We start from the raw sequence: 26,130 nt of genomic DNA on the forward strand, positions 1-26,130 counted from the left end.
AGCATGTGAATATTTTTTTTCCGGACTCTTTCTATCAGCCAGACAAGTGATAGCATGGAACTCTTGCTCACTTTATGGATTTATCTGATGGTCAGGTTAGGCAGTTTTGTGGCGGTTACCCTGGTGCTGGCGTCGTTTTCAGCATCTGCTGTCACTCAGTATCAATGTGTATTAACGCACCACACGCAGTCTGATGATGGCAACGATGTTTCTGAAGTCGTCAATAAAAACGCACAGGTCTATGATGCGGGTAATACGTTCAGCTTTTCTCCGGATGGCAGCAAAATGGTCACCAGCCCGGAACTGACGGACATCATCGGCAAAGACAATCAGCCCATGAAAGCCGGTGCACAAGATAACCTGATGTATATTCACGTAAAAGACAGTTTTGTTGTCGCCACGCAAACCGAAGGTTATGTTTACGGAGATTGCAAAGTGAATACCGCGAAGTAAAAATCCTGGCCACAGCATTTTCTGAATCCGGGCGTTACGTCTGTCCGCAACGCCCTGCAATAAATAGAAACACTCCTGCCAGTTCATTAGCACACTTCTTATAGTCGCCTGTTGCACGACGGGCTATCCTTGCGCACTTTTCCGGTCCCCACTTTTTTTCATTTTCGCCCGCTTCAAGAAGCAGACAAAAAAGGTATTTGCCCGCTTATGGCCTTACTTAACGACGAAATCCGCGACCATACTGCCGAGTCCGTCCTTTTCGTTCGTCGTGCCGTGATCGCATTTATGGTGGTGATCCTCCTGTCGTCTGCGCTGGTGTTTAACCTGTATCACCTGCAGGTGGGCATGCATGATTTTTATCAGACCCGCTCGAATCAGAATGACATCAAAATGCTGCCGATCGCGCCCAGTCGCGGGTTGATCATGGATCGCAACGGTGTCGTGCTGGCGCAAAATATCACCCTGTACCAGATTGAAGTCATCCCGGGAAAAGTGCCTGATCTCAACGCCACGCTGAATGCGCTGAAACCCATTGTTGATCTGACACAGGACGATCTGGACAGTTTTCACGATGCGATGATCCACGGACGTCGCTTTGCGCAGATCCCGCTGAAGCTGGCGCTGACGGATGTTGAAGTGGCGCGTTTTTCCGTCAATCAGTTTGATTTCCCCGGCGTCTCTATCAGCACCTATCAGCAGCGCCGTTATCCGTACGGTGCGGAACTGGCGCATGTCGTGGGTTATGTTTCGAAGATAAACGACAGAGATGCCAAACGTCTCGAGGCGGAGGGTATCGCTGAGAATTACGCGGCTGACCACGATATTGGTAAGCAGGGCGTTGAAAAATACTATGAAAACATTTTGCATGGCCGCACCGGCTATCAGGAAGTCGAGGTCGATAACCACGGTCATGTGGTGCGTTTACTGAAAGAGGTTCCGCCGCAGGCCGGGCAAAATATCTATCTGACGCTTGATCTGGATTTGCAGCAGTACATCGAAAAAGTGCTGAAAGGGCAGCGTGCGGCAGTGGTGGTGATGGATCCGCGTGACGGCGGGATCAAAGCGATGGTCTCCAGCCCGAGCTATGATCCGAACCCGTTTGTGAACGGCATTTCCAGTAAGCAATACAGCGCGTTACTGAAGAACCCGGATCTGCCGCTGATTAACCGCGTGACCCAGGGGCTGTATCCACCGGCCTCGACGGTGAAACCGTTTATGGCAACATCGGCGCTGTTTGAAGGGGTGATCACGCCACAAACCACGTTCTTTGGTGCGCCGACCTGGACGCTGCCGGGCACAGAACGGCATTACCGCGACTGGCTGAAAACCGGTCACGGCCTGCTGAATGTCACCAAAGCTATCGAAGAGTCCGCTGATACTTTCTTCTACCAGGTGGCCTATGAAATGGGCATCGACCGTATTCATACCTGGCTGAGCAAATTTGGTTACGGGCAGTCGACAGGTATTGATCTGGATGAGCAATATAACGGCGTACTGCCGAGTCGCGAATGGAAACTGAAGGTACATAAAAAAGGCTGGTATCAGGGCGATACCGTGTCTGTGGGCATCGGTCAGGGCTACTGGGTGGCGACGCCGATCCAGATGGTGCGGGCGCTGAGCGCACTGGTGAACAACGGTAAACTGGAAACGCCTCACCTGTTATATTCCGCCAAAAGCGGCAAAGTGATCACGCCGTATAAAATGCCGCCGACGCAGCAAATCGCTGACCCGAAATCGCCCATCTGGGGCATCGTGAAAAACGGGATGTTCGGGATGGCTAACCTCCCGAATGGTACCGGTTATAAACTTTTCCACACCGCGCCTTATCAGATTGCGGCAAAATCCGGCACCTCGCAGGTTTTCAGCCTGCGTGAGAATCAGGTATACAACGCCAAAATGACGCCGGTACGTTTGCGTGACCACATCTTCTATACGGCGTTTGCCCCTTATAAACACCCGACGGTGGTGATGGCGCTGATCATGGAAAATGGCGGCGGCGATGGTGTGGTGGCCGGGCCGACCGCGCGGGCGATCCTCGACCATATTTTCCTGCCGCCGCAGGCGGTGATGTGTGATCCGGCCAAAGCGGATAATCCGGCAGACTGCGAACAACCGGTGCCGGCGCCAAATTCTCTGGGTTTCAGTGAGCATTGATCCGGGCGTGTGATCAGAGCATTTCAAAGGGCACGTTGTTGAGCCGGGCAACGTGTTTTCCAATTTCTTCTGTTGTCTTCATATGATCAAAATGAATATGACTGTAGTCAGGAAACTGAGTTTTATCGACGCCTAACACTTTGGTCACCCGGATGTTTTGAGTGGGAGGTAACCCTGCATATAAATTCAGACCCGGGCGGCCGATAACGAGTATTTCATTGTGGCTATATTGTTTACGGATCGAATTATCTTGCGCCATGAGATCAGCAGGGGTTAAAAGTTGCTGATATCCACCAGAACATCTGAATTTCCCTTTTCCTCTTCCGCTCTTAATACAGTCCACCAGCTCATAGGGCCTGACTACTGCTCCCAGGGGATTGTAGTATTCCCGTCCCGCATGGTTGATAAAATTAACGTCACGCGGGAATGTCCCAAGTATATTTTGTCGCGGTACTTCAAGTACCAGCGCGATGCTGTGATACATCCCGGTATACCTTGAGGTCTGTGTCGTGAATTTTTTAATATCTTTTAAATCAACCAGTGAGGTACTGAAAATATCCCAGCCATTAAACAGGGAAGCCGCGACCTGTCGGCAGAAAGGGCTTTCGTTCAGTTCAAAGGTATGCACTAAAACATGGTTCTCAGGAAGGACAGTCCAACTTTGAAGCGTTGTTAGCCTCTGCTGCTCATGGCGTTTTTTATTTTCCTGCTCCGTTAACAGCAGTTCTTCCGGGGATAGTTTGGCGGTCTTTTTTTTAAAAAATGGCATAATATTACTCCAGAAATCGTTAGTTTTTTTATAAAATCCGATGCCGTCTTTATTGTGATTTTATCAGCGGTGAATTCCGTGCATGTTGCTATTCATTGAGATTATTTCGTATTTCAGTCCATTTATGTCAGCTGCTTTTTCCGTTGCAACCTGAGGGGCATCTGCATAATAAGAATACATGTTATAGTCAGATTCAATTTTTCCACATCATCCAGATGAATGTTTAATATCCTGCTTTTTAATAAAATGAATTCCTGATTTTTTATGGGAAAACATAATAATCTCGTTGGTAAATTTTAGGGGAATATGGTGGGGAATATAACATATGCGTTTTTTTTAATGACTTAATCACTTCTTAAGAATAATGATATTGCAGCTTCTCTTTAACGGGAGGTATAAGCGGCCGTGAAACCGGCAGATTTTTTCATTGCGTATGTTTTATGCGACGGAAAGCCGTCATCCCCTGCGAAACAGCGTGTGTCATAAAATGGCGACAGTCACGTTATGTGTTGTCGTCATTTGGAGACATTTAACACATTGATAATTAAGCGTTTGAATTACTTCATCGAATACTGTTGGGTTTCGGCGACACTCCGGGTGTTTTTTAAACGGATTATTGCGCGTCGTGCAGATGCCTGAAAACACGTTTAAAATAAAAAACCTTTAAATTCATAATCTTGGTAATTTAACTTTAAAGTTGGCACGCATCCTGCTAGAATCGGGCAGTTGCTCATTCACCTGATTATGATTGGCTCACGCGAAAGCGTTGATATGCTCATAATGTCCGAATGACGCCAAAGAAACGGTGCCTATCGTTCACCCGACCGATAATCGTTGCGCAAGCACGTTATCAAGCATCGAACGACACGTTGAGTGAGGCACCACCTCTTCCGGTTTGCTGAACATCCGTCAGGATGTTCAGCAATACCAACCCCTCTGAAGTCTGCCTTTTTGTTTCCCAATCCTTTTACATATCCTCTCTGACACTGGCTGTTCAAACCGTTGTCCGCTAGCATGACGTTATCTGTGGTCAATGAGATGAATGCGTTGAAAAGAGGACGTTTATTCCCCGGCTCGTTACGTCAGCTGGTACTGATGGCTTTCCTGCTGGTGATGCTGCCGTTGCTGGTGCTGGCCTATCAGGCCTATGACAGCCTCGATCAGCTCAGCCGGCAGGCGGCGCGTATCAACCGCACCACGCTGAGTGATGCGCGTCGCAGTGAATCGATGTCCGGCATCGCGCTGGAGATGGAGCGCAGCTACCGCCAGTATTGTGTCCTTGACGATCCGACCCTTTCCCGCCTTTATCAGAATCAGCACAAGCAATATGCCCAGTTGCTGGATGCCCATGCGTCTGTGCTGCCGGATTTACGTTATTACCAGACGCTGCGCACCTTACTGACTCAACTGACACTACCGACCTGCCTGAATAACTCGCCGGATAAAGATTCCTCTGCACGGCTGGAAAATTTCTCGCGCACCAATGCCGAAATGGTACAGGCGACGCGGGAAGTGGTGTTCTCGCGCGGACAGCAACTCCAGCGCGCGATTGCCGAACGTGGTCAGTTCTTTGGCTGGCAGGCGCTGGTACTTTTTCTGCTCAGTGGCGCACTGGTGGTGCTGTTCACCCGCATGATTATCGGGCCGGTGAAAGGTGTTGAACGAATGATCAACCGGCTGGGTGAAGGACGTAATCTGGGCGATGTGACCCGTTTCAAAGGGCCGCGGGAGATCCGATCGCTGGTGCAGCGCATCGTCTGGCTGAGTGAACGTCTTGCCTGGCTGGAATCACAGCGCCACGAATTCCTGCGCCATATTTCTCATGAACTTAAAACCCCGCTCGCCAGTATGCGTGAAGGCACCGAACTGCTGGCAGATGAAGTGGCCGGGCCGCTGACGCCGGATCAAAAAGAGGTGGTGGCTATCCTCAATAGCAGCAGCCGTCACCTGCAAACGCTGATTGAACAACTGCTCGATTACAACCGCAAGCTGGCTGATGCGCCGACGCTGAGTGTGTTTGTCGATCTTAAAGCGCTGGTGGATGACGTCGTAACGGCTAACAGCCTGCCCGCCCGCGCAAAGAAAATCCGCAGTGAAGTGATGATCGGCGCACCCCGGTGTCTGGCGGAACCGACCTTACTGAGGCGGGTGCTGGATAATCTCTATTCCAATGCGGTGCACTACGGGGCTGAATCCGGTACTATTTGGGTCCGTAGCTGGCAGGAAAACGGACGGGTGATAATCGAGGTGGCGAACACCGGAATACCGATCCCGCAGGCCGAGCGCACGATGATTTTTGAACCTTTTTACCAGGGTAGCCAGCAGAGGAAAGGGGCTGTAAAAGGCAGCGGTCTGGGGTTGAGTATTGCTCAGGACTGTATTCGCCGCATGCATGGAGAGCTGCAACTGGTTGCCGTTGAGGATGCGGACGTCTGTTTTCGTATCGAATTGCCCCTGACGGCTGAGAAGAATGAATAATGATGAAATTTTCAGGCTGGTTGCATGTGCTGTTACGCTGCCGGGTAATCTTATTGAGCATACCGCTGGTGCTTGCAGGCTGCGCGCCGCATTCCGCCAGTAATCCCTATTATCAGCAAGTTTCCGATCAGGTCGTGCCTGACAGCAAAGTGATCGACTTTCGCATTGCGCCCTGTGAAACCCTCTGGGCGCTGGATGACAGCGACGCGCTGACCAATTCGCTGTACTGGTTACGGGCGATGGACTGCGCTGACCGGATGAGTGATGCGCAGGCGCGTTACCAGGCGCAGCAGATCCCGGCCACAAGTTGGGAACAGGTGTTTAAACAAAGCATCCTGCTTGCCGGTGCGGATCCCGATCAGCAACAGCGTCGCGCATTGCTGGCGAAAGTGAGCGAGTACCGTGGCCAGATGCCGGGTTCGATTCGCCCGCTGGTGCAGTTATGGCGTGAACGTCAGAATTTGCAGGTGGTGCTGGGGGATGAAAAAGCCCGCAATGCCCGTCAGCAGGTGATGAATGAAGAAAAACTTCAGACGATGATCGCCGGACAGCAGGTGCTGGAAAACAATCTTGCGGATACGCGGCGTAAACTGGAAAACCTGACCGACATTGAGCGTCAGCTTTCCTCGCGTAAACAAATTCAGGGAGATTTGCCGGATAACGACGCCAGCGTACCTGCGAAAGCGACATCCGGTAAGCCGGTCAAACCTGCCGAAACCTATGCGCCGCCCGCTAAGGATCAGAACGCAAAATGACGATACGTAAAGCTGCCAGTTTATTGCTGGTTGATGACGATCCCAGCCTGTTAAAACTGTTGGGCATGCGCCTGACCAGCGAAGGTTTTCGCGTCACCACGGCGGAAAGCGGCGCTGAAGCGTTGCGTTTGCTGCATCGCGAACGTATTGATCTGGTGCTGAGTGATTTGCGCATGGATGAAATGGACGGCATGGCGCTTTTCGCCGAAATCCAGAAATTCCAGCCCGGCATGCCGGTGATCATTCTGACGGCGCACGGTTCTATTCCCGATGCGGTGGCTGCCACCCAGCAGGGCGTATTTGGATTTCTCACCAAGCCGGTTGACCGCGATGCGTTGTATAAAGCTATCGATGAAGCGCTGGCGCAGTCCAGCCCGTCAGTCGATGAAAGCTGGCGCGAATCGATTGTCACCCGCAGCCCGATTATGTTGCGTCTGCTTGAACAGGCCAATATGGTCGCACAGTCTGATGTCAGCGTGCTGATTAACGGCCAAAGCGGCACCGGTAAAGAAGTGCTGGCGCAGGCCATTCACGGTGCCAGCCCGCGCGGCAAGAAAGCCTTTATTGCCATTAACTGTGGCGCATTGCCGGAACAGTTGCTGGAATCCGAATTATTCGGTCATGCTAAAGGGGCGTTTACTGGCGCGGTGAGCAGCCGTGAAGGTCTTTTCCAGGCAGCGACCGGCGGCACATTGTTCCTTGATGAAATCGGCGATATGCCCTTGTCGCTGCAGGTGAAATTGCTGCGCGTGTTGCAGGAACGCAAGGTGCGCCCGCTGGGCAGCAATCAGGATGTCGATGTGGATGTGCGCATTATTTCTGCGACGCACCGTGATTTGCCAAAAGCGATGGAGAAGGGTGAGTTTCGCGAAGACCTGTTTTATCGCCTCAATGTCGTCAGCCTGAAGCTGCCGACGTTGAGTGAAAGATCAGAAGACATTCCGCTGCTGGCCAATCATCTGCTGCGTGTTGCGGCGCAGCGACATAAACCTTTTGTGCGCAGTTTTTCGACGGATGCGCTGAAACGGCTGATGGCTGCCAGCTGGCCGGGCAATGTGCGCCAGTTAGTGAACGTCATCGAGCAATGTGTGGCGCTGACGTCTGCACCGGTGATCAGCGAAGCGCTGGTGCAACAGGCGCTGGAAGGTGAAAATACCGCGCTGCCAACGTTTGCCGATGCACGTAATCAGTTCGAGCTGAATTATCTGCGCAAGTTGCTGCAAATCACCAAAGGCAACGTGACGCAGGCAGCACGTATTGCCGGGCGTAACCGCACTGAGTTTTACAAGTTGCTGTCCCGTCATGAATTAGAAGCGACCGATTTTAAAGAGTAACGGGAATTTACTTTCAGAGGCTTGAGGTACATTCCTGCCGCTGAACTATGATACCTTTAGCGTCTTCGCATGCCTCCGGCATCCGAAACCAGATTGTGAACCATGCTGCCGCTCAGGAAGGCGGAGAGCAAACGAATGATTATAAGGGTCCGCCATGAAAAAGATTGATGCGATTATCAAGCCATTCAAACTCGACGATGTCCGTGAAGCACTGGCTGAAGTCGGGATTACCGGGATGACCGTGACCGAAGTGAAAGGCTTTGGCCGTCAGAAAGGTCACACAGAACTGTACCGTGGTGCGGAATACATGGTCGATTTCCTGCCAAAAGTGAAAATCGAAATTGTCGTGGCGGATGACATCGTGGATACCTGCGTGGAAACTATTATGACCACCGCGCAGACCGGTAAAATCGGCGACGGTAAAATCTTCGTGTTTGATGTGGCGCGTGTGGTGCGTATCCGTACCGGCGAGCAGGACGAAGAAGCGATTTAATGTTTCATCAGGGCGGGTAATACGATGTTACCGGCCCTGAGTTTTTCCTCTGTTATTGCCCGTTTCCTCCTTCCTGTCTTGTTATACCAATCATTTTTTAATCACATCACTTCTCAACTCTTTGTTTATCCAGTTCTTAGCGGTTAATTCTGTTCATCAGCCCCCAAAGTTCCTCTCCGCCAATAACCACAAAAAATGCTATTTGTTAGTTTTGTGTGAAATTTGTGGGGTTTTTATTGTGACTTCATTGAAAAAGTGAGAGTAAAATCACGCTTGTTGTTATACCAGTTCGAATAACCTGTCAGATACGTTGTAATCACCGACTAAAACAATTCAGGGTGAAAGTATCAGGCGGCCGGAACTGGTGTGGATTGATCTCCGTTGATCGTGGTTTTCACACCCATTCAGAAGGCTTTGCAATGTCACAACCAGAAAAACCCATACGCATTTCCCGGCGCGTATTTTTAGGGGGCGCACTGGCGGCGCTTTCCGTTCCGTTGATGAATAAGCTGCTGCTCAGCCCGGTCTATGCCGCGCCGGTTGCCGGTTTGTCACAGGCAAAACAGGATTTCACCCAACTCTCGCGGTATCTGACCGGTCACGACCGGCTGGACCTGGCCCTTTCTGAACGTTATTACCAGACGATGTTAGCGCTGTACCCGGACTTCACCGCACAGGTTCAGGCGTTGCAGGCGTTTATCACGGCGAATCACATTGATGCCGCTGAACTGCAAAAATCGCTGGATGCACAGCAGCCCGCGCTGGCGAAACTGCCGCGCAGCATTCTTCAGGCGTGGTATCTCGGCGTGGTCGGCGATGGCAAACAGGCGGTTTGTCTGGCGTATGAAAATGCGCTGATGAATGTTGCGGTTCGCGATCACCTCAACCCGCCGAGTTATGCCTACGGCGCTTACGGCACCTGGGCAAAACAGCCTGTCTGAAAATAACGTTCAAAAAGGGTTAAACAATGAGTGAACAACTTTCCGCTGACGTCGTCGTCATCGGCTCGGGGAGCTGCGGCTCGCTGGTCGCACAGCGTCTGGCAAAACAGGGCATCTCCGTCATTATTCTCGAATCCGGCCCGCGTATTGATCGCGGTACGCTGACTGAAAACTTCCGTAATTCGCCGCGCAAAAAAGACTTTATGTCGCCATATCCGTACTCGGACTGGTCACCGCATCCGGTATATAAACCGGAAGATAATGATTATCTGCAACAGCAGGGACCGTATCCTTTCCCGGCGGAATACATCCGCATTATGGGCGGCACGACCTGGCACTGGGCGGCGCAGGCATGGCGTGTTCTGCCTAATGATATGAAGATTAAAACACTGTACGGCGTCGGGCGTGACTGGCCGTTGTCGTACGATGAGCTGGAACCGTTTTATTACGAAGCCGAAGTGAAAATGGGCGTGTCCGGTGCGCCGAATAACGGTTCACCGCGCAGCCAGCCCTTCCCGATGGAACCGGTCGCTGAATCCTGGCTGCAACAGCGTTTCCGCGAGCGTCTGGCACCGGGCGGTTATGAGGTGATCGTTAACACCACCGCCCGTAACAGCCGTAACTATGACGGGCGTCCTGCCTGCTGCGGTAATAACAACTGCATGCCGATTTGCCCGATTGACGCGCAATATCACGGCGGCATCGCCGCGCAGGCTGCGGAAGCGGCGGGTGCAAAACTGATCACCAGCGCGGTAGTTTACCGTCTGGAGCATGATGAGAAAGGCCGTATTGTTGCCGCGCATTATTACGACCCGGATAAAGGCGAACATAAAGTTACGGCGAAAAACTTTGTGCTGGCGGCCAACGGCATCGAAAGTCCGAAACTGCTGCTGATCTCCGCCAGCGATAAATATCCTGACGGGCTGGCAAACAGTTCCGGCACCGTCGGGCGTCACCTGATGGATCACCCGAGTAACTCACTGACCTTCGAAACCGAAGAACCGTTGTGGGCGGGACGCGGGCCAATGAGTCCGGCGTCTATCAACAGCCTGCGCGACGGCGATTTCCGTAAAGATTACGCCTCGTTCCGTATCGATATCGCCAACTCATCTCAGGTGCAGTCGGTAACGCAAGATCTGCTGGCGGAAGGCGTTTACGGCATCAGCCTGGATAACGAAATTCGTCGCCGTGCCTCGCACCAGACCAGCCTGAAAAACGTGATGGAGCAGTTGCCGAATTACGATAACCGCATCATTCTCAGCGACAAAAAAGACAAACTGGGCATCCCGAAACCGGCAGCGATTTACCACATGGACGATTATGTGCATCGCGGTATGGCGCGCGCGGTAAAAGAATATACCGAGATCGCCAGACTGATGGGCGGCACCAATTTGCGCTTCAGCAAGCCGGGCGTTTACGGCAACAACCAGCATATTACCGGCACGATGAGCATGGGGCATGACCCGAAAGATTCCGTGGTGGATGCGTTCGGACGTACTCATGACCATGAAAATCTGTTCATCACCAGTACCGGTGTCATGCCGACCTCGGCCACGGTCAATTCGACGCTGACCGCTGTCGCACTGGCGTTACGCACTGCTGATCATCTTGCCAAAACTGCGCTATAGGCTGACTGACATGACTCTGAATCGTTTAACTCAAAAACGTCTGACGGGCGCGTTGCTGGCCTTTGGCCTGAGCCTGACGGCGGGCACAGCTTATGCCGCGTTATCGCCGGAACAGGATGCGCTGATCAGGAAAGGCGAATATGTCGCGGTCGCCGGGGACTGCGTGGCCTGTCACTCCACCGAAGGCGGCAAACCGTTCGCCGGTGGCCTCGGACTGGCAACGCCACTGGGCACTATTTACTCGAGCAACATTACGCCGTCTAAAAAAGACGGTATCGGCAATTACACGCTGGAGCAATTTGAACACGCGGTGCGTGATGGCGTGCGCGGTGATGGTGCGAATCTGTATCCGGCGATGCCCTACACCTCGTATGCCAAAATCAGCGATGACGACATGAAAGCGCTGTACGCCTACTTTATGCAGGGCGTGGAGCCGGTGGATGTGCCGTCAACGCCGACGGCGCTGCCGTTCCCGTTCAACGTGCGATTGTCGATGGCAGGCTGGAATTTACTGTTCCTCGAAAAAGGCGCGTTTAAAGCCGATCCGTCGAAAAGCGATCAGGTCAACCGTGGCGCGTATCTCGGCGAGGCACTGGCGCACTGCAGCACCTGCCATACGCCGCGTAATGCGCTGATGGCGGAACAGGGCGATAAAGCGCTGGGCGGCAGCAGTCTGGGCACCTGGTTCGCGCCGAACATTACGCCGGATGCGGTCAGCGGGATTGGCAACTGGAGCACCGGTGAGATCGCCGGTTACCTGAAAACCGGTCACGCGCCGGGTAAAGCGCAGGCGGCAGGGCCGATGGCAGAAGCGATCGACCATAGCCTCAGCCATCTGAGTGACAGCGATTTGCAGGCCATTGCCGTCTGGCTGAAACAGATCACGCCGGTCAGTCAGCAAGGGCAGGCGAGAGCCGCAGACCAGTTCGGATCACCGGCAAATTATGCCGATTCTTTGCGTGGTGTTCCGCGTCCGGCTGATGCCGATAAAATGACTGGCTGGCAGGTTTATGATGGCTATTGTGCCAGTTGCCATCAGCCCGATGGCCGTGGCAGCAAGGACGGTGGCCTGCCATCGCTGATCAATAATACAGCGCTCGGGCACCTGAACAGCGACAACCTGGTGATGGCGATTCTGCATGGCGTGCAGCGCGGGCCGGAAAGCAAAGATGTCGCGATGCCAGCGTTTGAGCATTTACTGTCGGATACGCAGGTCGCTACGCTGAGCAATCAGTTGTTGCGGCAGTTTGGTAACGATCAGGCGAAAGTGACATCTGACCGCGTGAAAGAATTGCGTGCAGGTGGCAAACCTTCGCCGTTGCTTGAACTGGCGCACTGGGGCATGGGCATTGCGGGACTGGTGGTTATCCTGCTGATTGCGCTGTTCTTTGTACGTCGCCGACGTCGTCATTAATCTGTACTGAACAGCAATAAAAAAGGCTGACATTCTGTGTCAGCCTTTTCTTTTCGTGCAGGGATTAAATCACTTTATGCGGGCCGAAGCATTCGTAGTGAATATTCGCTTCGCTGATGTTCATCGCCAGCAGTTGTTTCGCTGCAAACTGCATAAAGCCGACCGGACCGCACAGGTAGAAATGCATCGCCGGATCGCTCAGCTGTGCGCTGACTTTGCTCAGATCCATCAGCCCCTGATACTGAAAATCTTCACCGGGTAAATCATTTGCCTGTGGCCGGTTATACCAGACATGGCTTTCCAGTTGCGGCAGGTTTTTCTGCGCGCTTGTCACTTCACCGGCAAATGCGTGCACGGCACCGTTTTCAGCCGCGTGCAGCCATTGTACCGGCGCATGATGTCCGCGTTCTGCCAGCGTATTGAGCATACCCAACATCGGCGTCTGGCCGACACCGGCAGAAATCAGCGCCACCGGCGTGGTATCGCTGATATCCATAAAGAAATCACCGTGCGGGGCAGCAAGATGAATGATGTCGCCCGGCTGCGCAAAATTATGCAGGAAGTTGGATACGGCACCTTGCCCTTCGCGTTTTACCGCGATGCGGTAGGTTTTGCCGTTCGGTGCCTGGGTCAGGGAATACTGGCGGATTTCCTGATTTTCCAGTGAGGCATCGCGGATATATACCGCCAGATATTGCCCTGGCTGGAAGTCGGCCACCGGTTTACCGTCGACAGGTTCCAGCAGGAAAGAGGTAATCAGTTCACTCTGCGGTTGTTTGTCGGCGATGCGGAATTCACGCGTGCCGCGCCAGCCCCCCGTTTTTTCTGCGCTGTCCTGATAAATCTCGGTTTCACGGTTAATAAACACATTCGCCAGCACGCCATAGGCTTTGCCCCATGCATCCAGCACTTCCTGACCCGGACTGAACATTTCATCCAGCGTTGCCAGCAGGTGAGCGCCGACAATATTGTATTGCTCAGGCTGGATGGTGAAGCTGGTGTGTTTTTGCGCGATGCGTTCCACTGCAGGCAGCAGCGCCGCCAGATTTTCAATATTGGCGGCATAAGCGCAGATGGCATCAAACAGCGCCTGACGCTGATCGCCGTTGCGCTGGTTGCTCATATTGAAGATGTCTTTCAGTTCGGGATTATGCGCAAACATACGGTCATAAAAGTGTGCGGTCAGTTTCGGACCGGTCGCGGCGAGCAAAGGAATAGTGGATTTAACGGTGGCGATAGTGGCTGAATCAAGCATGGTGAACACCTTGTCTGTGATGATTTTATTTAAACATGTATTTTAAATGCATCTTATATAAACCCACTATTTCTGTAAACACCCCCTAAAGGGGTAAGGGCTTTTCCCGACAGGGGCTGAGTCACAAAGCTGAAATTTGTACATGTTCAGGTGAATATTTATCCCTTGATTATGGACAGATGTTCGCAGATCAAAGCCTTGCTGTATCTGGAGCCAATCGTTTGCCTAAAAACCTCAAACTGACCCTATCCGAAGGCCGCTTAAACATTTACACTGTGGCGCAGAACCCGGAAGGGGCGTTTATTTTTAGTTTGTTGAGTCAGGAGATGCGGATGTTAAAGCGTGAAATGAACATTGCCGATTATGATGCTGAGCTGTGGGCAGCAATGGAAAAAGAAGTTGTTCGTCAGGAAGAACATATCGAGCTGATTGCGTCAGAAAACTATACCAGCCCGCGTGTCATGCAGGCTCAGGGTTCGCAACTGACCAACAAATATGCAGAAGGCTACCCGGGCAAACGTTATTACGGTGGCTGTGAGTACGTCGACATCGTTGAACAACTGGCTATCGACCGTGCAAAAGAATTGTTCGGTGCAGATTTCGCCAACGTTCAGCCGCACTCCGGCTCACAGGCAAACTTCGCGGTGTATACCGCACTGCTGCAACCGGGCGACACCATTCTGGGGATGAACCTTGGCCATGGCGGTCATCTGACGCACGGTTCACCGGTTAACCTTTCCGGTAAGCTGTATAACGTGGTGCCTTATGGTATCGACGAAAGCGGCGACATCGATTACGAAGACGTGAAACGTCAGGCCGAACTGCACAAACCAAAAATGATCATCGGCGGCTTCTCTGCATTCTCCGGTATCGTTGACTGGGCAAAAATGCGTGAAATCGCCGACAGCGTTGGCGCTTACTTCTTCGTTGACATGGCACACGTTGCCGGTCTGATTGCTGCGGGCGTTTACCCGAACCCGGTTCCACACGCACACATCGTGACCACCACCACGCACAAAACGCTGGCTGGCCCACGCGGCGGTCTGATTCTGGCGAAAGGCGGCGACGAAGAGTTCTACAAAAAACTGAACTCTGCTGTCTTCCCGGGTGGCCAGGGCGGCCCGCTGATGCACGTGATTGCCGGTAAAGCGGTAGCACTGAAAGAAGCGATGGAACCTGAGTTCAAAGCTTACCAACAGCAGGTGGCTAAAAACGCACAGGCAATGGTGGCTGTGGTTCTGGAACGCGGCTACAAAGTGGTTTCCGGCGGTACGCACAACCACCTGTTCCTGATGGATCTGGTCGATAAGAATCTGACCGGTAAAGAAGCCGATGCTGCTCTGGGTCGCGCTAACATCACTGTGAACAAAAACAGTGTACCTAACGATCCGAAGAGCCCGTTTGTGACCTCTGGTGTGCGTATCGGTACCCCGGCTGTGACCCGTCGTGGTTTCAAAGAAGCTGAAGTGCGCGAACTGGCTGGCTGGATCTGTGACGTGCTGGACAACGTGAACGACGAAGCAACGATCGAACGCGTTAAACAGAAAGTTCTCGACATCTGTGCACGTTTCCCGGTTTACGCGTAATATTTGCGAAGCCGTTAAGCTGCTAAAACCCGCTACGGCGGGTTTTTTTATGGGCATGTATCAGAATTTGTGAGCTGGCAGACATTACGGGAGTATGAAAGCGTCTGCGGATTGCTAGCGATTGTGAGCTTTGTCAAAGTATTGGCCTCACACCGGAGGATTTATGGAATTGCGTTCCACGCGCTGGCTTGCACTCAGTTATTTCACCTATTTTTTCAGTTACGGTATTTTTCTTCCTTTCTGGGGCCTGTGGCTTAAAGGTGAGGGGATCTCCTCCGAAAGCATCGGCTTGTTGCTGGGTGCTGGTCTGGTCGCCCGTTTTCTCGGCACGTTAATCATTTCGCCCTCCATCAAAGACCCTTCACATCTCATCACCGGTTTGCGTATTCTGGCGCTGCTTACGCTGGCGTTTGCCGTCGGGTTCTGGTTTGGCAACGGCTGGGCGTGGCTGATGATCAACATTGCCGGTTTCAGTCTGTTCTTCGGTCCGCTGGTGCCGCTGACCGATGCGCTGGCAGGCACGTTGCAACGCCAGATCAATATGGATTACGGCAAGGTGCGCGTCTGGGGATCCATTGCCTTCGTGATTGGATCGGCGGTGACCGGCAAGCTGGTTGAGGTCTACGGTCATAAGGCGATTTTGTACACACTGACCGCAGGCGTGGCCGCGATGCTGCTCGGCATGTTGCTGCGCCCGAGCGTGAAGCCGGTGGGAGAGCCGCGTACCAGCGGTGCGCCGGGTATTTCGTGGAAAGCGTTGCTTGGCGAAAAACCAGTCTGGCGTTTCCTGTTATGTGTGACGCTGTTGCAGGGCGCCCATGCGGCGTATTACGGTTTCAGTGCAATTTACTGGCAGGACGTGGGCTATTCTTCCACGACCATCGGCTATTTGTGGTCGCTGGGCGTCGTGGCGGAAGTGCTGGTCTTTACCTTTAGCAAACAGCTTTTCAACCGCTGGTCAGCGCGGGATCTGCTGCTGCTTTCGGCCGTGTGTGGCGTGGTGCGCTGGGGAATGATGGGCGCGTTTACCGCGTTGCCGTGGCTGATTGTGATGCAGATTCTGCACTGTGGCACGTTTACGGTTTGCCATCTGGCGGGCATGCGATTTATCGCCGCACGACCACGTGATCAGGTGATCCGCCTGCAATCGGTGTATTCCGCACTGGCGATGGGGGGCGGCGTGGCCGTGATGACCATGGTATCCGGTTTCCTGTTCGAACATCTGCATGCCGGATTGTTCTGGGTGATGGCGCTGCTGGCGGTGCCGGCGATTTTCCTGCGTCCGGTGGTTACGCCGTCAGCGCCGGAGACGTCAGCCCGTTAGGGGGCTTCGAGCAGCGAGCGGATACGTTTACGCTGCTCTTTGGCCAGCGGTAGTTGCGTGTGGATCACCAGCGGGTCGGCGTCGGTGCTGCGGGTGGCGTAAGGGGTGACAATCAGCGCTACGCCACTTGGCGCACCGAATTTATAGAAATCTGCCAGCGTCTGATATTTGATGTTCAGCGGCAGCAGCGTCGCTTCGCGAATTTGCTGCTCGACCGCTTCTTCCAGCTGCGGATTGTCGTGCGTCAGCAGCAAAATTTGTTTTTCCTGCAAGGCATTACCCTGCATCAGCCACGCGCCGAAAGTGATCGCCACCAGCCCGATTTCATCCTCAGAAAGCGTAATCAGATATTCGTGTTCGAAACCCTGCAACGCCTCGCGGGTGGTTCGCACCAGACGCGGATACATGCGGTTCACTTCTTCCTGCATCAGATTGTCGATGCCGATGCCAAAATGACAGCGTTCGATCGCCGGGCCCAGATGGGCGAAAAGCTGGCCGACCAGCCCTTCGTAACTGCTGAATTTCATCCCGGCGATATCCTGAAAACGCGCCACCATATTTTCAATTTCTAATAACAGCCGCTGATCTTCCGTCGAACCGGAACTCTGATAACTGTGGATTTTCAGCATGCGTAACATCAGGGTGAAAAACTCACATTCGCACTCATCCAGCCGGCCGTTGCTGAGTTCCTGTAACTGAATAAACAGTTCGCGGGCGGCAGGATATTCGGGCTTTTCGCGCAGCCAGCGACGCTGTTGTTCGGTGAAGCGTAAGCCGGTCGGGCCATTGTTTTGCCACAGACAGTATTGCAGGCAGATGAGCATCAGCTGGCGGTCGTGTCCGCTCAGGGGTTTGGGTAATAACGCGCCGCAGTCTTCCAGCATCATGCCAAGAATGTCGGTGCGCAGAGCAGCCTTCGGGCAGGCCTGGCCTTCGAAGGCGATATGCAGCCAGGGAATAAAATGGCGGGAAACGAAGTCCGGTGAAATGCGCAATGTACGGCGCAAACCCTGAAATAAACACAGCCTTTGAGCGAGCGTATCGCCCTGAATGCGGCATTCTTTTTCGCTGTACTGCAGCACATCAAGCTGGTGGATCCGCTGAATTTCGCAGGTCACTTCCGCCAGATCTTCCCACGTCATGTCTAGCCCGACGCCGTTAATTTCGCTGATGATCTCCAGCTGAACCGCCGTCAGCGGCGCGTACAGCATCAGCAACACGTGGCAACGGCGTTGCGTAGCGGAAAGCGCAGGGGAGGGCTGTTTTTCTGGATTCATATCACCTGCCGAAAAGGTATCGCCTGAAATTATTAGTCAAGCATAGCAAAGCGAATGCCCGCAATAAGGCGCGGGGATTGGCTTTTACTCCGGCTTACAACTCAGATCACAGATATTTTTGACGACCGGTTAAATGCACAGCAAAATACTGTTACTTAGTAACAATATAATGGCGCCTGATATGGAAATGACGTTACACCAGGCCCGGAACCGGCCTTTCTCCCGTTACGCCAAATGGCTGGGCGTTGCGCTGTTCTGTCTGCCCGCAACGGTGCTGGCGCACCCGCACAGTTTTATTGATATGCAGACCACGCTCGTGGCGAATGAAACCTCGCTGACCGGGCTGAAAATGGTCTGGACGATGGATGAAATCACCTCGGCAGATTTGCTGTACGACGCACAGAACGCCAAACCGGGGTCGGATATCTGGAAGAAACTGGCGGCCGAAGTCATGGCGCGGGTGCTGAGTCAGCATTACTTCACAGATTTCTATCGCGACGGAAAACCGGTGAAATATCTGGATCTGCCCAGTGAGTATCAGCTTTCCCGTAAGGGCGATCAGGCAGTGCTGGAATTCGTCCTGCCGCTGGCCAAACCGCAAGGGCTGGAAGGCAAACCGATGGAATTCTCCACTTTTGATCCTTCGTATTTTGTCGATATGACCTATAAAGACAAAACCGCGTTGCATCTGCCACCGGCGCTGGAAAAACGCTGTACGCTGGCGCTGTTTACGCCGAAGCCGGATGCCTCGCTGCAAAATTATGCCCTGTCACTCGATAAGGCTGATGCCCCGCCGGAAGACATGGATCTTGGTCAGCAATTTGCTCAGAAGGTCACGCTGGAATGTCATTAATCTCCACGCCATCGAAAACCCTGTCCTGGCGCGATCTCTGGCCGCTGGCGGTATTTCTGTTGCTGCTGGCGGGCGGCGCTTCCCTGTTAATCCATTACTGGCCGCGTATTTTACTCAGCAGTATTATCTGGCAGCGGGAGTTACATCAGGAACTGGCGGGTCTGCTGCGGCAGGTGAAAGAAAATCCGATGCAGGCGGGTATGACGCTGGCCGGTTTTAGCCTGATTTATGGCGTGATCCACGCCATCGGGCCGGGGCACGGCAAAATCGTTATCACCACCTATCTGGCGACGCATCCTTCGCGACTGAAAAACAGCCTGAAGCTGACCTTCGCGTCGGCGATTGTGCAGGGGCTGGTGGCAATATTATTGGTCAGTGTGGTGCTCGGCGTGCTGCAACTGTCTTCGCGTCAGCTGCATCAGAGCAGTTTCTGGATGGAGCGGGGCAGTTTCATTCTGGTGATGTTGCTGGGGTTGCTGTTGTGCTGGCGGGCGCTTAAACGGATGTGGCAAACCATCAAAAGTTTGCGTCCGGTTCACGCCATGAAAATCCACAGCCTGTCGCCAATGGGCAATGAAACGCATGTCCACGACGAACATTGCGGTTGCGGCCATCAGCATGTGCCAAACGATCAGCAGCTTCAGGCGGGCGGAGATTTGCGCACGCAGGTGGCGATTGTGCTGGCGATGGGATTACGCCCGTGTTCCGGCGCGATCATGGTGTTGCTGTTTTCCAAAGTGATTGGCGTCTACAACTGGGGCGTGATTTCAGCCATTACGATGGCTATCGGCACGTCGCTGACCGTCTCGCTGATTGGCGTACTGGTGTTTTACAGCCGTGCGCTGGCGGTGAAACTAAGCGCAACCCGCACACCTGCGGCGTGGCAGCGGATCACCTGGTCGCTGCTGGCGCTGACCGGCGGAATTGTGCTGCTGGTGGCGGGCATTTTGCTCTTCAGCACTGGCGGCGGTGATGTTTCGCCGATAACCGGCGGGCCATTCAGGGGATAACCTCCTGTACATAAACAACAGACATAAAAAAACGGACGCCCGAAAGGACGCCCGTTTTTTTTAACTGATACTCAGCGGAATTAACGCTTCAACGCTTCGCTCAGTTCATCACGCATGGTCATCAGAATACCTTTAACGACGCGTGGGTTGCCGGCAACGATGTTGCCTGACGAGAAGTGGTTGTGGCCGCCAACAAAGTCAGTCACCACGCCGCCGGATTCACGAACCAGCAGTTCGCCGCCAGCGAAATCCCAGGGCTTGAGGGCGATTTCGAAGAAACCGTCAACGCGGCCAGCGGCCACGTAGGCCAGATCCAGCGCAGCAGAACCGGTGCGGCGGAAGTCTGCACATTCGGTGAACAGTTTGCCAACCACATTCATGTAGCTGGTTGCGTGTTGTTTTGCTTTGAACGGGAAACCGGTCGCCAGAATGGTGCCGTCGAGATCTTTCGCGTTAGTACCGCGCAGACGGTAACCGTTCAACTGTGCACCCTGACCACGGCTCGCGGTGAACAGTTCGTTACGCATTGGATCGTAAACTACCGCGACTTCAGTGCGGCCTTTGATGCGCACGGCGATAGAAACAGCGAAATGTGGGAAGCGTTTAACGAAGTTGGTAGTGCCATCCAGCGGGTCGATAATCCATTGTACGTCTTTGTCTTCGCCTTCCAGCTCGCCACACTCTTCACTGATGATGGTGTGTTTTGGATAGGATTTGCGAATAACATCGATAATCATGTGTTCTGCATCGCGGTCTACGTTGGTAACAAAATCGTTGGTACCTTTTTGTGTAGATTCTACAGAGTCTGGCGTTTCGTAATGTTTGGCAATCAGGTTACCGGCCTTGCGCGCAGCGCGCACGGCGATGGTGAGCATCGGATGCATGGATATCTTCCAACTAGGATGTTAAAGAACGGGAATACGGGAAACGGCGCGCAGTATAGCAGGGGTTCTGAAAATTAACTACCGTTGTGTTAGGCTGTTGTGATTTTCCGTCTGGTTAAGAGTTCCTATGCTGCCCAATATCCGCATTGTATTAGTAGAAACGTCCCACACTGGCAATATGGGCTCTACCGCCCGTGCTATGAAAACCATGGGTTTATCAAGCCTTTATCTGGTGAATCCGCTGGTAAAACCTGACTCTCAGGCTATCTCTTTGTCTGCCGGAGCCAGTGATGTCATCGGTAACGCGACAATTGTTGATACGCTTGATGAAGCGCTGGCGGGCTGTAGTCTGGTGATCGGCACCAGCGCACGTTCCCGCACACTGCCGTGGCCGATGCTTGAACCGCGCGAGTGCGGTGAGCACAGTGCGAAAGCCGCACAAACCGCGCCGGTGGCGCTGGTGTTTGGCCGCGAACGCGTCGGGCTGACCAACGAAGAACTGCAAAAATGTAACTATCACGTGTGCATTCCGGCAAACCCTGAATACAGCTCGCTGAATCTGGCGATGGCTGTGCAGATTATTGCCTATGAAGTACGCGTCGCACATCTGGCCTTGCTGGAAGCGGCAAAACCGCAGATTGAATATGAAGAGACACCGTATCCGCTGGTCGACGATCTCGAACGTTTTTATCAGCATCTGGAAAAAACCTTGCTGGAAACCGGCTTTATTCGTCAGGCACATCCGGGGCAGGTGATGAGCAAATTACGCCGTCTGTTTACCCGTGCACGACCTGAATCTCAGGAATTAAACATCCTGCGCGGTATCCTGACGTCGATTGAAAAGACTCATAGCAACAAAGAATAAGTATCGGAATTTGATTATAAAACACCGGTTTGTGGCTTTTTATCAAAGGGTTGTCGATTATCAGTAAATGACAGAAATCGTGCGGTTCTGTCCGATCTGTAATACTTGAGTAAATTACTAGGTTAAATAGTTGACTGTTTTACTCGGGAATGGCAGACTCGTTTGCATGTTCCGCACTATTGAATTTCTAAGTCATTTAAACAGGTAACCATGCTATGAGACTGACATCCAAAGGCCGTTATGCCGTGACCGCTATGCTCGACGTTGCACTGCATTCCCAGGAAGGACCAGTACCACTGGCTGACATTTCTGAGCGTCAGGGTATTTCCCTTTCTTACCTGGAGCAGCTTTTCTCGCGCTTACGCAAAAATGGTCTGGTTGCCAGTGTTCGTGGTCCGGGCGGTGGTTATCTGTTAGGTAAAGATTCTGGTGATATCGCCGTTGGTGCAGTGATTACTGCCGTTGACGAATCTGTCGATGCGACCCGTTGCCAGGGTAAAGAAGGCTGCCAGAATGGCGAACGTTGCCTGACTCACACCTTATGGCGTGATCTGAGCGAACGCATCAGTGGCTTCCTGAACAATATTACACTGGCAGAGCTGGTCAATAATCAGGAAATCCTGGAAGTGGCCGACCGCCAGAACGGGGAAACCCGTCGTCAGCCGAATGGCCGCCAGATGGAAACTATCAACGTCAATCTTCGAGCCTAATCCCTGTCATCCTTCGCGCCGCCTCGGGGTTTGCTCCGTTGCCGCCTTGATGCGACACGAATGATTTAGGGGATGCATGTGAATTTTTACGTTACTCAAAGCCCGCGGAAATGCACATTTCTGCGGGCTTTTGCTTTTCTGACGTCAATTCTTACCGATTAGTGCCCGCAAAGCGTCATTTCCCTTTTAAGAAGCCGTGAACCCGTTTTAAACTGGATGTCGTTTTTAATTCTTTCGTTCGAAGCCGAACGCGCAGTCCGGAGCTTACCTGCCATGAAATTACCTATTTATCTTGATTACTCTGCCACCACGCCGGTTGATCCGCGTGTTGCACAGAAAATGATGCAGTGTTTAACACTGGACGGTACTTTCGGTAATCCGGCTTCCCGTTCTCACCGTTTCGGCTGGCAGGCTGAAGAGGCGGTGGATGTAGCGCGTAACCAGATTGCCGAGCTGATTAATGTCGATCCGCGTGAAATCGTCTTCACATCGGGCGCCACCGAATCTGACAATCTGGCGATTAAAGGTGCCGCCCACGCGCACAGCGCGAAAGGCAAACACATTATTACCAGCCAGACTGAGCATAAAGCGGTGTTAGACACCTGTGCTCAACTGGAAACCGAAGGCTTCGACGTCACCTATCTGGCGCCGCAGGCAGATGGTTTTATTCCGCCAGCGGCGATTGAAGCGGCGCTGCGCCCGGACACCATTCTGGTGTCCATCATGCAGGTGAATAATGAAATCGGCGTGGTACAGGATATTGCGACCATCGGCGAACTGTGCCGCAGTCGGGGCATCCTTTTCCATGTGGATGCGACCCAAAGTGTGGGCAAGATTGCGATTGATCTCAGCGAGTTGCAGGTTGATCTGATGTCGTTTTCCGCGCATAAGATTTACGGCCCGAAAGGCATTGGCGCGCTGTACGTGAGTCGTAAACCGAAAGTGCGGATTGACGCGCAAATCCACGGCGGCGGGCATGAACGCGGCATGCGTTCCGGTACATTGCCGGTGCATCAGATTGTCGGGATGGGCGAGGCTTATCGTATCGCCAAAGAAGAAATGACAACCGAAGTAGCGCGTCTGACTGAACTGCGCGATCGCCTGTGGAAAGGCATTCAGGCGCTGGATCAGGTGTTTCTGAACGGCACGCCGAAACATGCGGCACCGAATATTCTCAACGTCAGTTTTGCCAGTGTAGAAGGGGAGTCTCTGATCATGGCGTTGAAAGATCTGGCGGTATCGTCAGGTTCGGCTTGTACGTCTGCCAGCCTTGAGCCTTCCTATGTTCTGCGTGCTCTGGGATTAAGTGAAGAACTGGCGCACAGCTCCCTTCGCTTCTCGCTGGGGCGCTGGACAACGGAAGAAGAAATTGATTATGCGATTGCGCTGGTGGTGAAATCTGTCCGCCGCCTGCGTGAGTTGCCACCTGTTTATACGAAATGAAGTGCCACCCGATGAAAGGGTGATTTGCCTGTCATTGAAAATGAATATTCATTGAAGATAAAAAACATCAGGAGTGCTGTTATGAGTTCCGAAGTCACGACCAATGAAGCAATGTCCGTATTCCTTTCTTCCCAGCCTGCTGATGCGCGCTGGGGCGAAAAAGCCACACTGAGCACTGATTCCGCCGGTATGACCATTCATTTGAATGGCGGCGATGTGCTGACGGTCATTGCCCGTGCCGCGCGTCGTATCGACGGTCAGGGTGTTAAAAATGTTAAACTGGCGGGTGAAGGCTGGGATCTCGAAAATAGCTGGGCATTCTGGCAAGGCTTCCGTGGCCCGAAAGGCACACGCAACGTTGAATGGGCAGAATTGTCTGAAGATGACGCGAACACGCTTAAACAACGCCTGAAAATCATCGACTGGGTACGTAATACCATTAATACCCCGGCAGAGGATTTGTCCCCTGAACAACTGGCGACCCGCGCGGTTGATCTGATGTGTGAATTCGGTAATGAAAAAGTCAGCTACCGCATCACCAAAGGCGACGACCTGCGTCAGCAAAGTTATATGGGTATCCACACCGTGGGCCGCGGTTCTGACCGTCCGCCGGTATTACTGGCGCTGGATTACAACCCGGGCGGCGACGCAGATGCACCGGTTTACGCCTGTCTGGTCGGCAAAGGTATCACTTTTGATACCGGCGGCTACAGCCTGAAGCCAAGCGCGTCAATGGATTCCATGAAAGCGGATATGGGCGGCGCGGCCACGCTGACCGGCGCACTGGCGCTGGCAGCGGCGAACGGTCTGAATAAACGTGTGAAACTGTATCTGTGCTGCGCGGATAACATGGTCAGCGGCAATGCACTGAAACTGGGCGACATTATCCGCTACCGCAACGGTAAAACCGTTGAAGTGATGAACACCGACGCCGAAGGCCGTCTGGTGCTGGCTGATGGCCTGATCGACGCTTCTGCGCAAAAGCCTGAACTGATCATTGATGCGGCCACGCTGACCGGTGCGGCGAAAACTGCGCTGGGTAACGATTATCACGCACTGTTCAGCTTTGACGATGCACTGGCAGGCGAACTGCTGGAAAGCGCGAAAGCCGAACACGAACCGTTCTGGCGTCTGCCACTGGAAGAATTCCACCGTTCTCATCTGCCATCTAACTTTGCAGAGTTGAACAACATTGCCGGTCCTGCACACACTGCGGGCGCAAGCACAGCCGCTGCGTTCTTGTCTCATTTCGTCACTGACTATAAGAAAGGCTGGCTGCACATCGACTGTTCCGCAACGTACCGCAAAAGCGCGGCGGATCAGTGGTCTGCCGGTGCGACAGGTCTGGGGGTGCGTACCGTCGCCAACCTGCTGTTAGCTAAGGCGAAGTAAGTTTTAGAAAGCAATGCATGCATGAAGCACAACGGGGCGCTTAACAGCGCCCCGTTTTATACCACTAGCGGAGTTAAGAACCATGAGTGTCCCACACGATCATCTCCCTGCCAGCGCGGCGGCGACCGACGGTGAAAACGAGCTGGAGCGTCTGCTTCGCCTGTCTGTCACCGCGCCTGCCTGGCGTCCGGCGTTTTATCAAACTTTGCTGGAGTCCACCGTGTTTGTGCTGGGTGATGCAGGGCAGGATGACGCTGAAAAGCAGGGCAGTGTGGCGATTACCGCAGGCAGTGAACTGAATGTTTTGCACTGGGAAAAACAGGACGGCAGCTCGATCATTCCTTTCTTTTCCTCTGTGGAGGTTCTGGAAAAAGCCAGTGCCGGCGAAAGCCCGGATGAGCAGGCGTTTGTCGCGCTGCCTGCCCGCGTGTTGTTTGAAATGACACAAGGGGAGGAGTTGTTTCTGAATCCGAAGTCGGAGTACGGCAAGGAATTCACCCCGAACGAGGTTACGCTGTTGCTGAGCAATGGCGGGTTAAATGCGCCGTCTGAGCTGGTGCTGGATAAAGAAAGTCAGCTGCTGATCGGCCAGCCGGAGGAGTATCCTTCCGCTATGATCGACGCGCTCACCACGCTTTTCACCCAGAAGAAACCGGTGCGCCGTGCATTTATGGCGCTGATCCACGATAAAGCCGTGGATGAACAGCCAAACCTGCTGATTGGCGTCGAAGCGGATGGTGATGAGCAGGAGATTGATGCGCTGATCCGCGAGGCAGGGAATGTGGCGAGTGAAACCTCTCCCGACGATCGTCCGGTGGATTTCTGTATCGTTTCTGAAAAAGAGCGTGGCATCAGCCATTATCTGATCAGCCACACCCAGCCGTTCTATCAGCGCAAGTGGGGAAGCTGGTTGCGCAATATTATTCCTTCGTCAGGACAGGCATAAAAGTGAGAGGACACCAGGGGAAAGCACCGTTTTGCCCCTGTTTTGTTTGCGGGAAATAGGTGGTTTAGGTTCGATAGTGAATTAATCACACATTTTTTTAATTAAATGTTGTGATTCGGGTAGGCAATCGTAACTTCGCTCCCTATAATCACCGCCATTTTACGGC

The 26,130-nt window shown here is 53.1% G+C and carries 22 protein-coding genes; 18 read left to right on the forward strand and 4 right to left on the reverse strand.

Features of this window, described 5'->3' with window-relative positions:
* The first annotated feature begins 54 nt into the window (after positions 1-54).
* Both AACU55_RS12035 and mrdA read left to right on the forward strand, forming a co-directional pair.
* Positions 55-453: a hypothetical protein gene (locus AACU55_RS12035; protein ID WP_231576090.1), complete on the forward strand. Its 399-nt coding sequence runs from the start codon at positions 55-57 to the stop codon at positions 451-453.
* A 207-nt stretch (positions 454-660) separates the two neighbouring features.
* Positions 661-2,607 (forward strand): penicillin-binding protein 2, encoded by a 1,947-nt coding sequence (gene mrdA / locus AACU55_RS12040; RefSeq protein WP_013574345.1) that lies wholly within the window; start codon positions 661-663, stop codon positions 2,605-2,607.
* Between the two features lie 13 nt (positions 2,608-2,620).
* On the opposite strand, the gene AACU55_RS12045 is transcribed toward mrdA, so the two are convergent.
* Positions 2,621-3,376 (reverse strand): hypothetical protein, encoded by a 756-nt coding sequence (locus tag AACU55_RS12045; RefSeq protein ID WP_134705505.1) that lies wholly within the window; start codon positions 3,374-3,376, stop codon positions 2,621-2,623.
* 1,038 nt (positions 3,377-4,414) lie between these two features.
* Here AACU55_RS12045 and AACU55_RS12050 point away from each other — a divergent pair.
* From AACU55_RS12050 to AACU55_RS12080, 7 genes are all read left to right on the forward strand, one after another.
* Complete coding sequence (locus AACU55_RS12050) at positions 4,415-5,854, forward strand: sensor histidine kinase (protein ID WP_134705506.1); 1,440 nt, start codon at positions 4,415-4,417, stop codon at positions 5,852-5,854.
* Positions 5,854-6,609, forward strand: coding sequence for a two-component system QseEF-associated lipoprotein QseG (gene qseG, locus AACU55_RS12055; RefSeq protein WP_013574349.1), 756 nt, complete (start codon positions 5,854-5,856; stop codon positions 6,607-6,609). Before AACU55_RS12050 ends, qseG begins: the two co-directional genes overlap by 1 nt.
* Positions 6,606-7,943, forward strand: coding sequence for a two-component system response regulator GlrR (gene glrR, locus AACU55_RS12060; protein WP_013574350.1), 1,338 nt, complete (start codon positions 6,606-6,608; stop codon positions 7,941-7,943). The genes qseG and glrR overlap by 4 nt, the downstream gene beginning before the upstream one ends.
* Positions 7,944-8,097: 154 nt before the next feature.
* Positions 8,098-8,436, forward strand: a complete 339-nt coding sequence (gene glnB / locus AACU55_RS12065) for a nitrogen regulatory protein P-II (RefSeq protein ID WP_013574351.1) — start codon at positions 8,098-8,100, stop codon at positions 8,434-8,436.
* Positions 8,437-8,855: 419 nt separating this feature from the next.
* Positions 8,856-9,377, forward strand: coding sequence for a sorbitol dehydrogenase family protein (locus tag AACU55_RS12070; RefSeq protein WP_134705507.1), 522 nt, complete (start codon positions 8,856-8,858; stop codon positions 9,375-9,377).
* Positions 9,378-9,403: 26 nt separating this feature from the next.
* Positions 9,404-11,005: a GMC family oxidoreductase gene (locus tag AACU55_RS12075; protein ID WP_134705508.1), complete on the forward strand. Its 1,602-nt coding sequence runs from the start codon at positions 9,404-9,406 to the stop codon at positions 11,003-11,005.
* Positions 11,006-11,015: 10 nt separating this feature from the next.
* A complete protein-coding gene (locus tag AACU55_RS12080; RefSeq protein ID WP_134705509.1) occupies positions 11,016-12,419 on the forward strand; it encodes a c-type cytochrome in 1,404 nt (467 codons plus the stop codon).
* A 64-nt stretch (positions 12,420-12,483) separates the two neighbouring features.
* On the opposite strand, the gene hmpA is transcribed toward AACU55_RS12080, so the two are convergent.
* Complete coding sequence (hmpA, locus tag AACU55_RS12085; protein WP_134705510.1) at positions 12,484-13,674, reverse strand: NO-inducible flavohemoprotein; 1,191 nt, start codon at positions 13,672-13,674, stop codon at positions 12,484-12,486.
* 332 nt (positions 13,675-14,006) lie between these two features.
* Between hmpA and glyA the strand changes: the two genes are divergently transcribed.
* Positions 14,007-15,260 (forward strand): serine hydroxymethyltransferase, encoded by a 1,254-nt coding sequence (gene glyA, locus AACU55_RS12090; RefSeq protein WP_015689472.1) that lies wholly within the window; start codon positions 14,007-14,009, stop codon positions 15,258-15,260.
* Positions 15,261-15,423: 163 nt separating this feature from the next.
* Positions 15,424-16,584 (forward strand): 3-phenylpropionate MFS transporter, encoded by a 1,161-nt coding sequence (locus tag AACU55_RS12095; protein WP_134705511.1) that lies wholly within the window; start codon positions 15,424-15,426, stop codon positions 16,582-16,584.
* Here the strand turns inward: AACU55_RS12095 and csiE are convergent.
* Positions 16,581-17,861, reverse strand: a complete 1,281-nt coding sequence (gene csiE, locus AACU55_RS12100; protein ID WP_013574358.1) for a stationary phase inducible protein CsiE — start codon at positions 17,859-17,861, stop codon at positions 16,581-16,583. The genes AACU55_RS12095 and csiE overlap by 4 nt on opposite strands.
* 187 nt (positions 17,862-18,048) lie before the next feature.
* Between csiE and AACU55_RS12105 the strand changes: the two genes are divergently transcribed.
* Entirely contained in the window at positions 18,049-18,714 is a 666-nt protein-coding gene (locus AACU55_RS12105; RefSeq protein WP_223509731.1) for a DUF1007 family protein, read from the forward strand.
* Positions 18,705-19,724: a nickel/cobalt transporter gene (locus AACU55_RS12110; RefSeq protein WP_037036418.1), complete on the forward strand. Its 1,020-nt coding sequence runs from the start codon at positions 18,705-18,707 to the stop codon at positions 19,722-19,724. Before AACU55_RS12105 ends, AACU55_RS12110 begins: the two co-directional genes overlap by 10 nt.
* An 80-nt stretch (positions 19,725-19,804) precedes the next feature.
* On the opposite strand, the gene suhB is transcribed toward AACU55_RS12110, so the two are convergent.
* Complete coding sequence (suhB, locus tag AACU55_RS12115) at positions 19,805-20,608, reverse strand: inositol-1-monophosphatase (protein ID WP_013574361.1); 804 nt, start codon at positions 20,606-20,608, stop codon at positions 19,805-19,807.
* A 127-nt stretch (positions 20,609-20,735) separates the two neighbouring features.
* Here suhB and trmJ point away from each other — a divergent pair, with 127 nt between their 5' ends.
* The 5 genes from trmJ to sseB all read left to right on the forward strand — a co-directional run bounded on the left by trmJ (position 20,736) and on the right by sseB (position 25,964).
* Positions 20,736-21,473 (forward strand): tRNA (cytosine(32)/uridine(32)-2'-O)-methyltransferase TrmJ, encoded by a 738-nt coding sequence (gene trmJ / locus AACU55_RS12120; RefSeq protein ID WP_013574362.1) that lies wholly within the window; start codon positions 20,736-20,738, stop codon positions 21,471-21,473.
* 215 nt (positions 21,474-21,688) lie between these two features.
* Entirely contained in the window at positions 21,689-22,183 is a 495-nt protein-coding gene (iscR, locus tag AACU55_RS12125; RefSeq protein ID WP_013574363.1) for a Fe-S cluster assembly transcriptional regulator IscR, read from the forward strand.
* A gap of 273 nt (positions 22,184-22,456) precedes the next feature.
* Positions 22,457-23,626 carry an IscS subfamily cysteine desulfurase gene (locus AACU55_RS12130; RefSeq protein ID WP_134705512.1) on the forward strand — a complete coding sequence of 390 codons (1,170 nt, stop codon included), beginning with the start codon at positions 22,457-22,459 and terminating at the stop codon, positions 23,624-23,626.
* Positions 23,627-23,707: 81 nt separating this feature from the next.
* Positions 23,708-25,018, forward strand: a complete 1,311-nt coding sequence (pepB, locus tag AACU55_RS12135) for an aminopeptidase PepB (protein WP_037036414.1) — start codon at positions 23,708-23,710, stop codon at positions 25,016-25,018.
* A gap of 82 nt (positions 25,019-25,100) precedes the next feature.
* A complete protein-coding gene (gene sseB / locus AACU55_RS12140) occupies positions 25,101-25,964 on the forward strand; it encodes an enhanced serine sensitivity protein SseB (protein ID WP_037036412.1) in 864 nt (287 codons plus the stop codon).
* Positions 25,965-26,130: the final 166 nt, after the last annotated feature.

Origin of the sequence: Rahnella sp. CJA17(1/100) (genome assembly GCF_963881615.1) — a bacterium.
In the GTDB taxonomy this organism is placed as follows: Bacteria; Pseudomonadota; Gammaproteobacteria; order Enterobacterales; family Enterobacteriaceae; genus Rahnella; species Rahnella aceris.

What these genes read in the sequence shown, in the direction of transcription:
- hmpA (WP_134705510.1), bottom strand. Translation starts at nt 13,674, where the DNA reads ATGCTTGATTCAGCCACTATCGCCACCGTTAAATCCACTATTCCTTTG.
- mrdA (WP_013574345.1), top strand. Translation starts at nt 661, where the DNA reads ATGGCCTTACTTAACGACGAAATCCGCGACCATACTGCCGAGTCCGTC.
- AACU55_RS12130 (WP_134705512.1), top strand. Translation starts at nt 22,457, where the DNA reads ATGAAATTACCTATTTATCTTGATTACTCTGCCACCACGCCGGTTGAT.
- iscR (WP_013574363.1), top strand. Translation starts at nt 21,689, where the DNA reads ATGAGACTGACATCCAAAGGCCGTTATGCCGTGACCGCTATGCTCGAC.
- AACU55_RS12095 (WP_134705511.1), top strand. Translation starts at nt 15,424, where the DNA reads ATGGAATTGCGTTCCACGCGCTGGCTTGCACTCAGTTATTTCACCTAT.
- glnB (WP_013574351.1), top strand. Translation starts at nt 8,098, where the DNA reads ATGAAAAAGATTGATGCGATTATCAAGCCATTCAAACTCGACGATGTC.
- glrR (WP_013574350.1), top strand. Translation starts at nt 6,606, where the DNA reads ATGACGATACGTAAAGCTGCCAGTTTATTGCTGGTTGATGACGATCCC.
- AACU55_RS12050 (WP_134705506.1), top strand. Translation starts at nt 4,415, where the DNA reads ATGAATGCGTTGAAAAGAGGACGTTTATTCCCCGGCTCGTTACGTCAG.
- AACU55_RS12105 (WP_223509731.1), top strand. Translation starts at nt 18,049, where the DNA reads ATGACGTTACACCAGGCCCGGAACCGGCCTTTCTCCCGTTACGCCAAA.
- AACU55_RS12080 (WP_134705509.1), top strand. Translation starts at nt 11,016, where the DNA reads ATGACTCTGAATCGTTTAACTCAAAAACGTCTGACGGGCGCGTTGCTG.
- AACU55_RS12110 (WP_037036418.1), top strand. Translation starts at nt 18,705, where the DNA reads ATGTCATTAATCTCCACGCCATCGAAAACCCTGTCCTGGCGCGATCTC.
- trmJ (WP_013574362.1), top strand. Translation starts at nt 20,736, where the DNA reads ATGCTGCCCAATATCCGCATTGTATTAGTAGAAACGTCCCACACTGGC.
- qseG (WP_013574349.1), top strand. Translation starts at nt 5,854, where the DNA reads ATGATGAAATTTTCAGGCTGGTTGCATGTGCTGTTACGCTGCCGGGTA.
- AACU55_RS12035 (WP_231576090.1), top strand. Translation starts at nt 55, where the DNA reads ATGGAACTCTTGCTCACTTTATGGATTTATCTGATGGTCAGGTTAGGC.
- glyA (WP_015689472.1), top strand. Translation starts at nt 14,007, where the DNA reads ATGTTAAAGCGTGAAATGAACATTGCCGATTATGATGCTGAGCTGTGG.
- AACU55_RS12070 (WP_134705507.1), top strand. Translation starts at nt 8,856, where the DNA reads ATGTCACAACCAGAAAAACCCATACGCATTTCCCGGCGCGTATTTTTA.
- sseB (WP_037036412.1), top strand. Translation starts at nt 25,101, where the DNA reads ATGAGTGTCCCACACGATCATCTCCCTGCCAGCGCGGCGGCGACCGAC.
- csiE (WP_013574358.1), bottom strand. Translation starts at nt 17,861, where the DNA reads ATGAATCCAGAAAAACAGCCCTCCCCTGCGCTTTCCGCTACGCAACGC.
- AACU55_RS12075 (WP_134705508.1), top strand. Translation starts at nt 9,404, where the DNA reads ATGAGTGAACAACTTTCCGCTGACGTCGTCGTCATCGGCTCGGGGAGC.
- pepB (WP_037036414.1), top strand. Translation starts at nt 23,708, where the DNA reads ATGAGTTCCGAAGTCACGACCAATGAAGCAATGTCCGTATTCCTTTCT.
- suhB (WP_013574361.1), bottom strand. Translation starts at nt 20,608, where the DNA reads ATGCATCCGATGCTCACCATCGCCGTGCGCGCTGCGCGCAAGGCCGGT.
- AACU55_RS12045 (WP_134705505.1), bottom strand. Translation starts at nt 3,376, where the DNA reads ATGCCATTTTTTAAAAAAAAGACCGCCAAACTATCCCCGGAAGAACTG.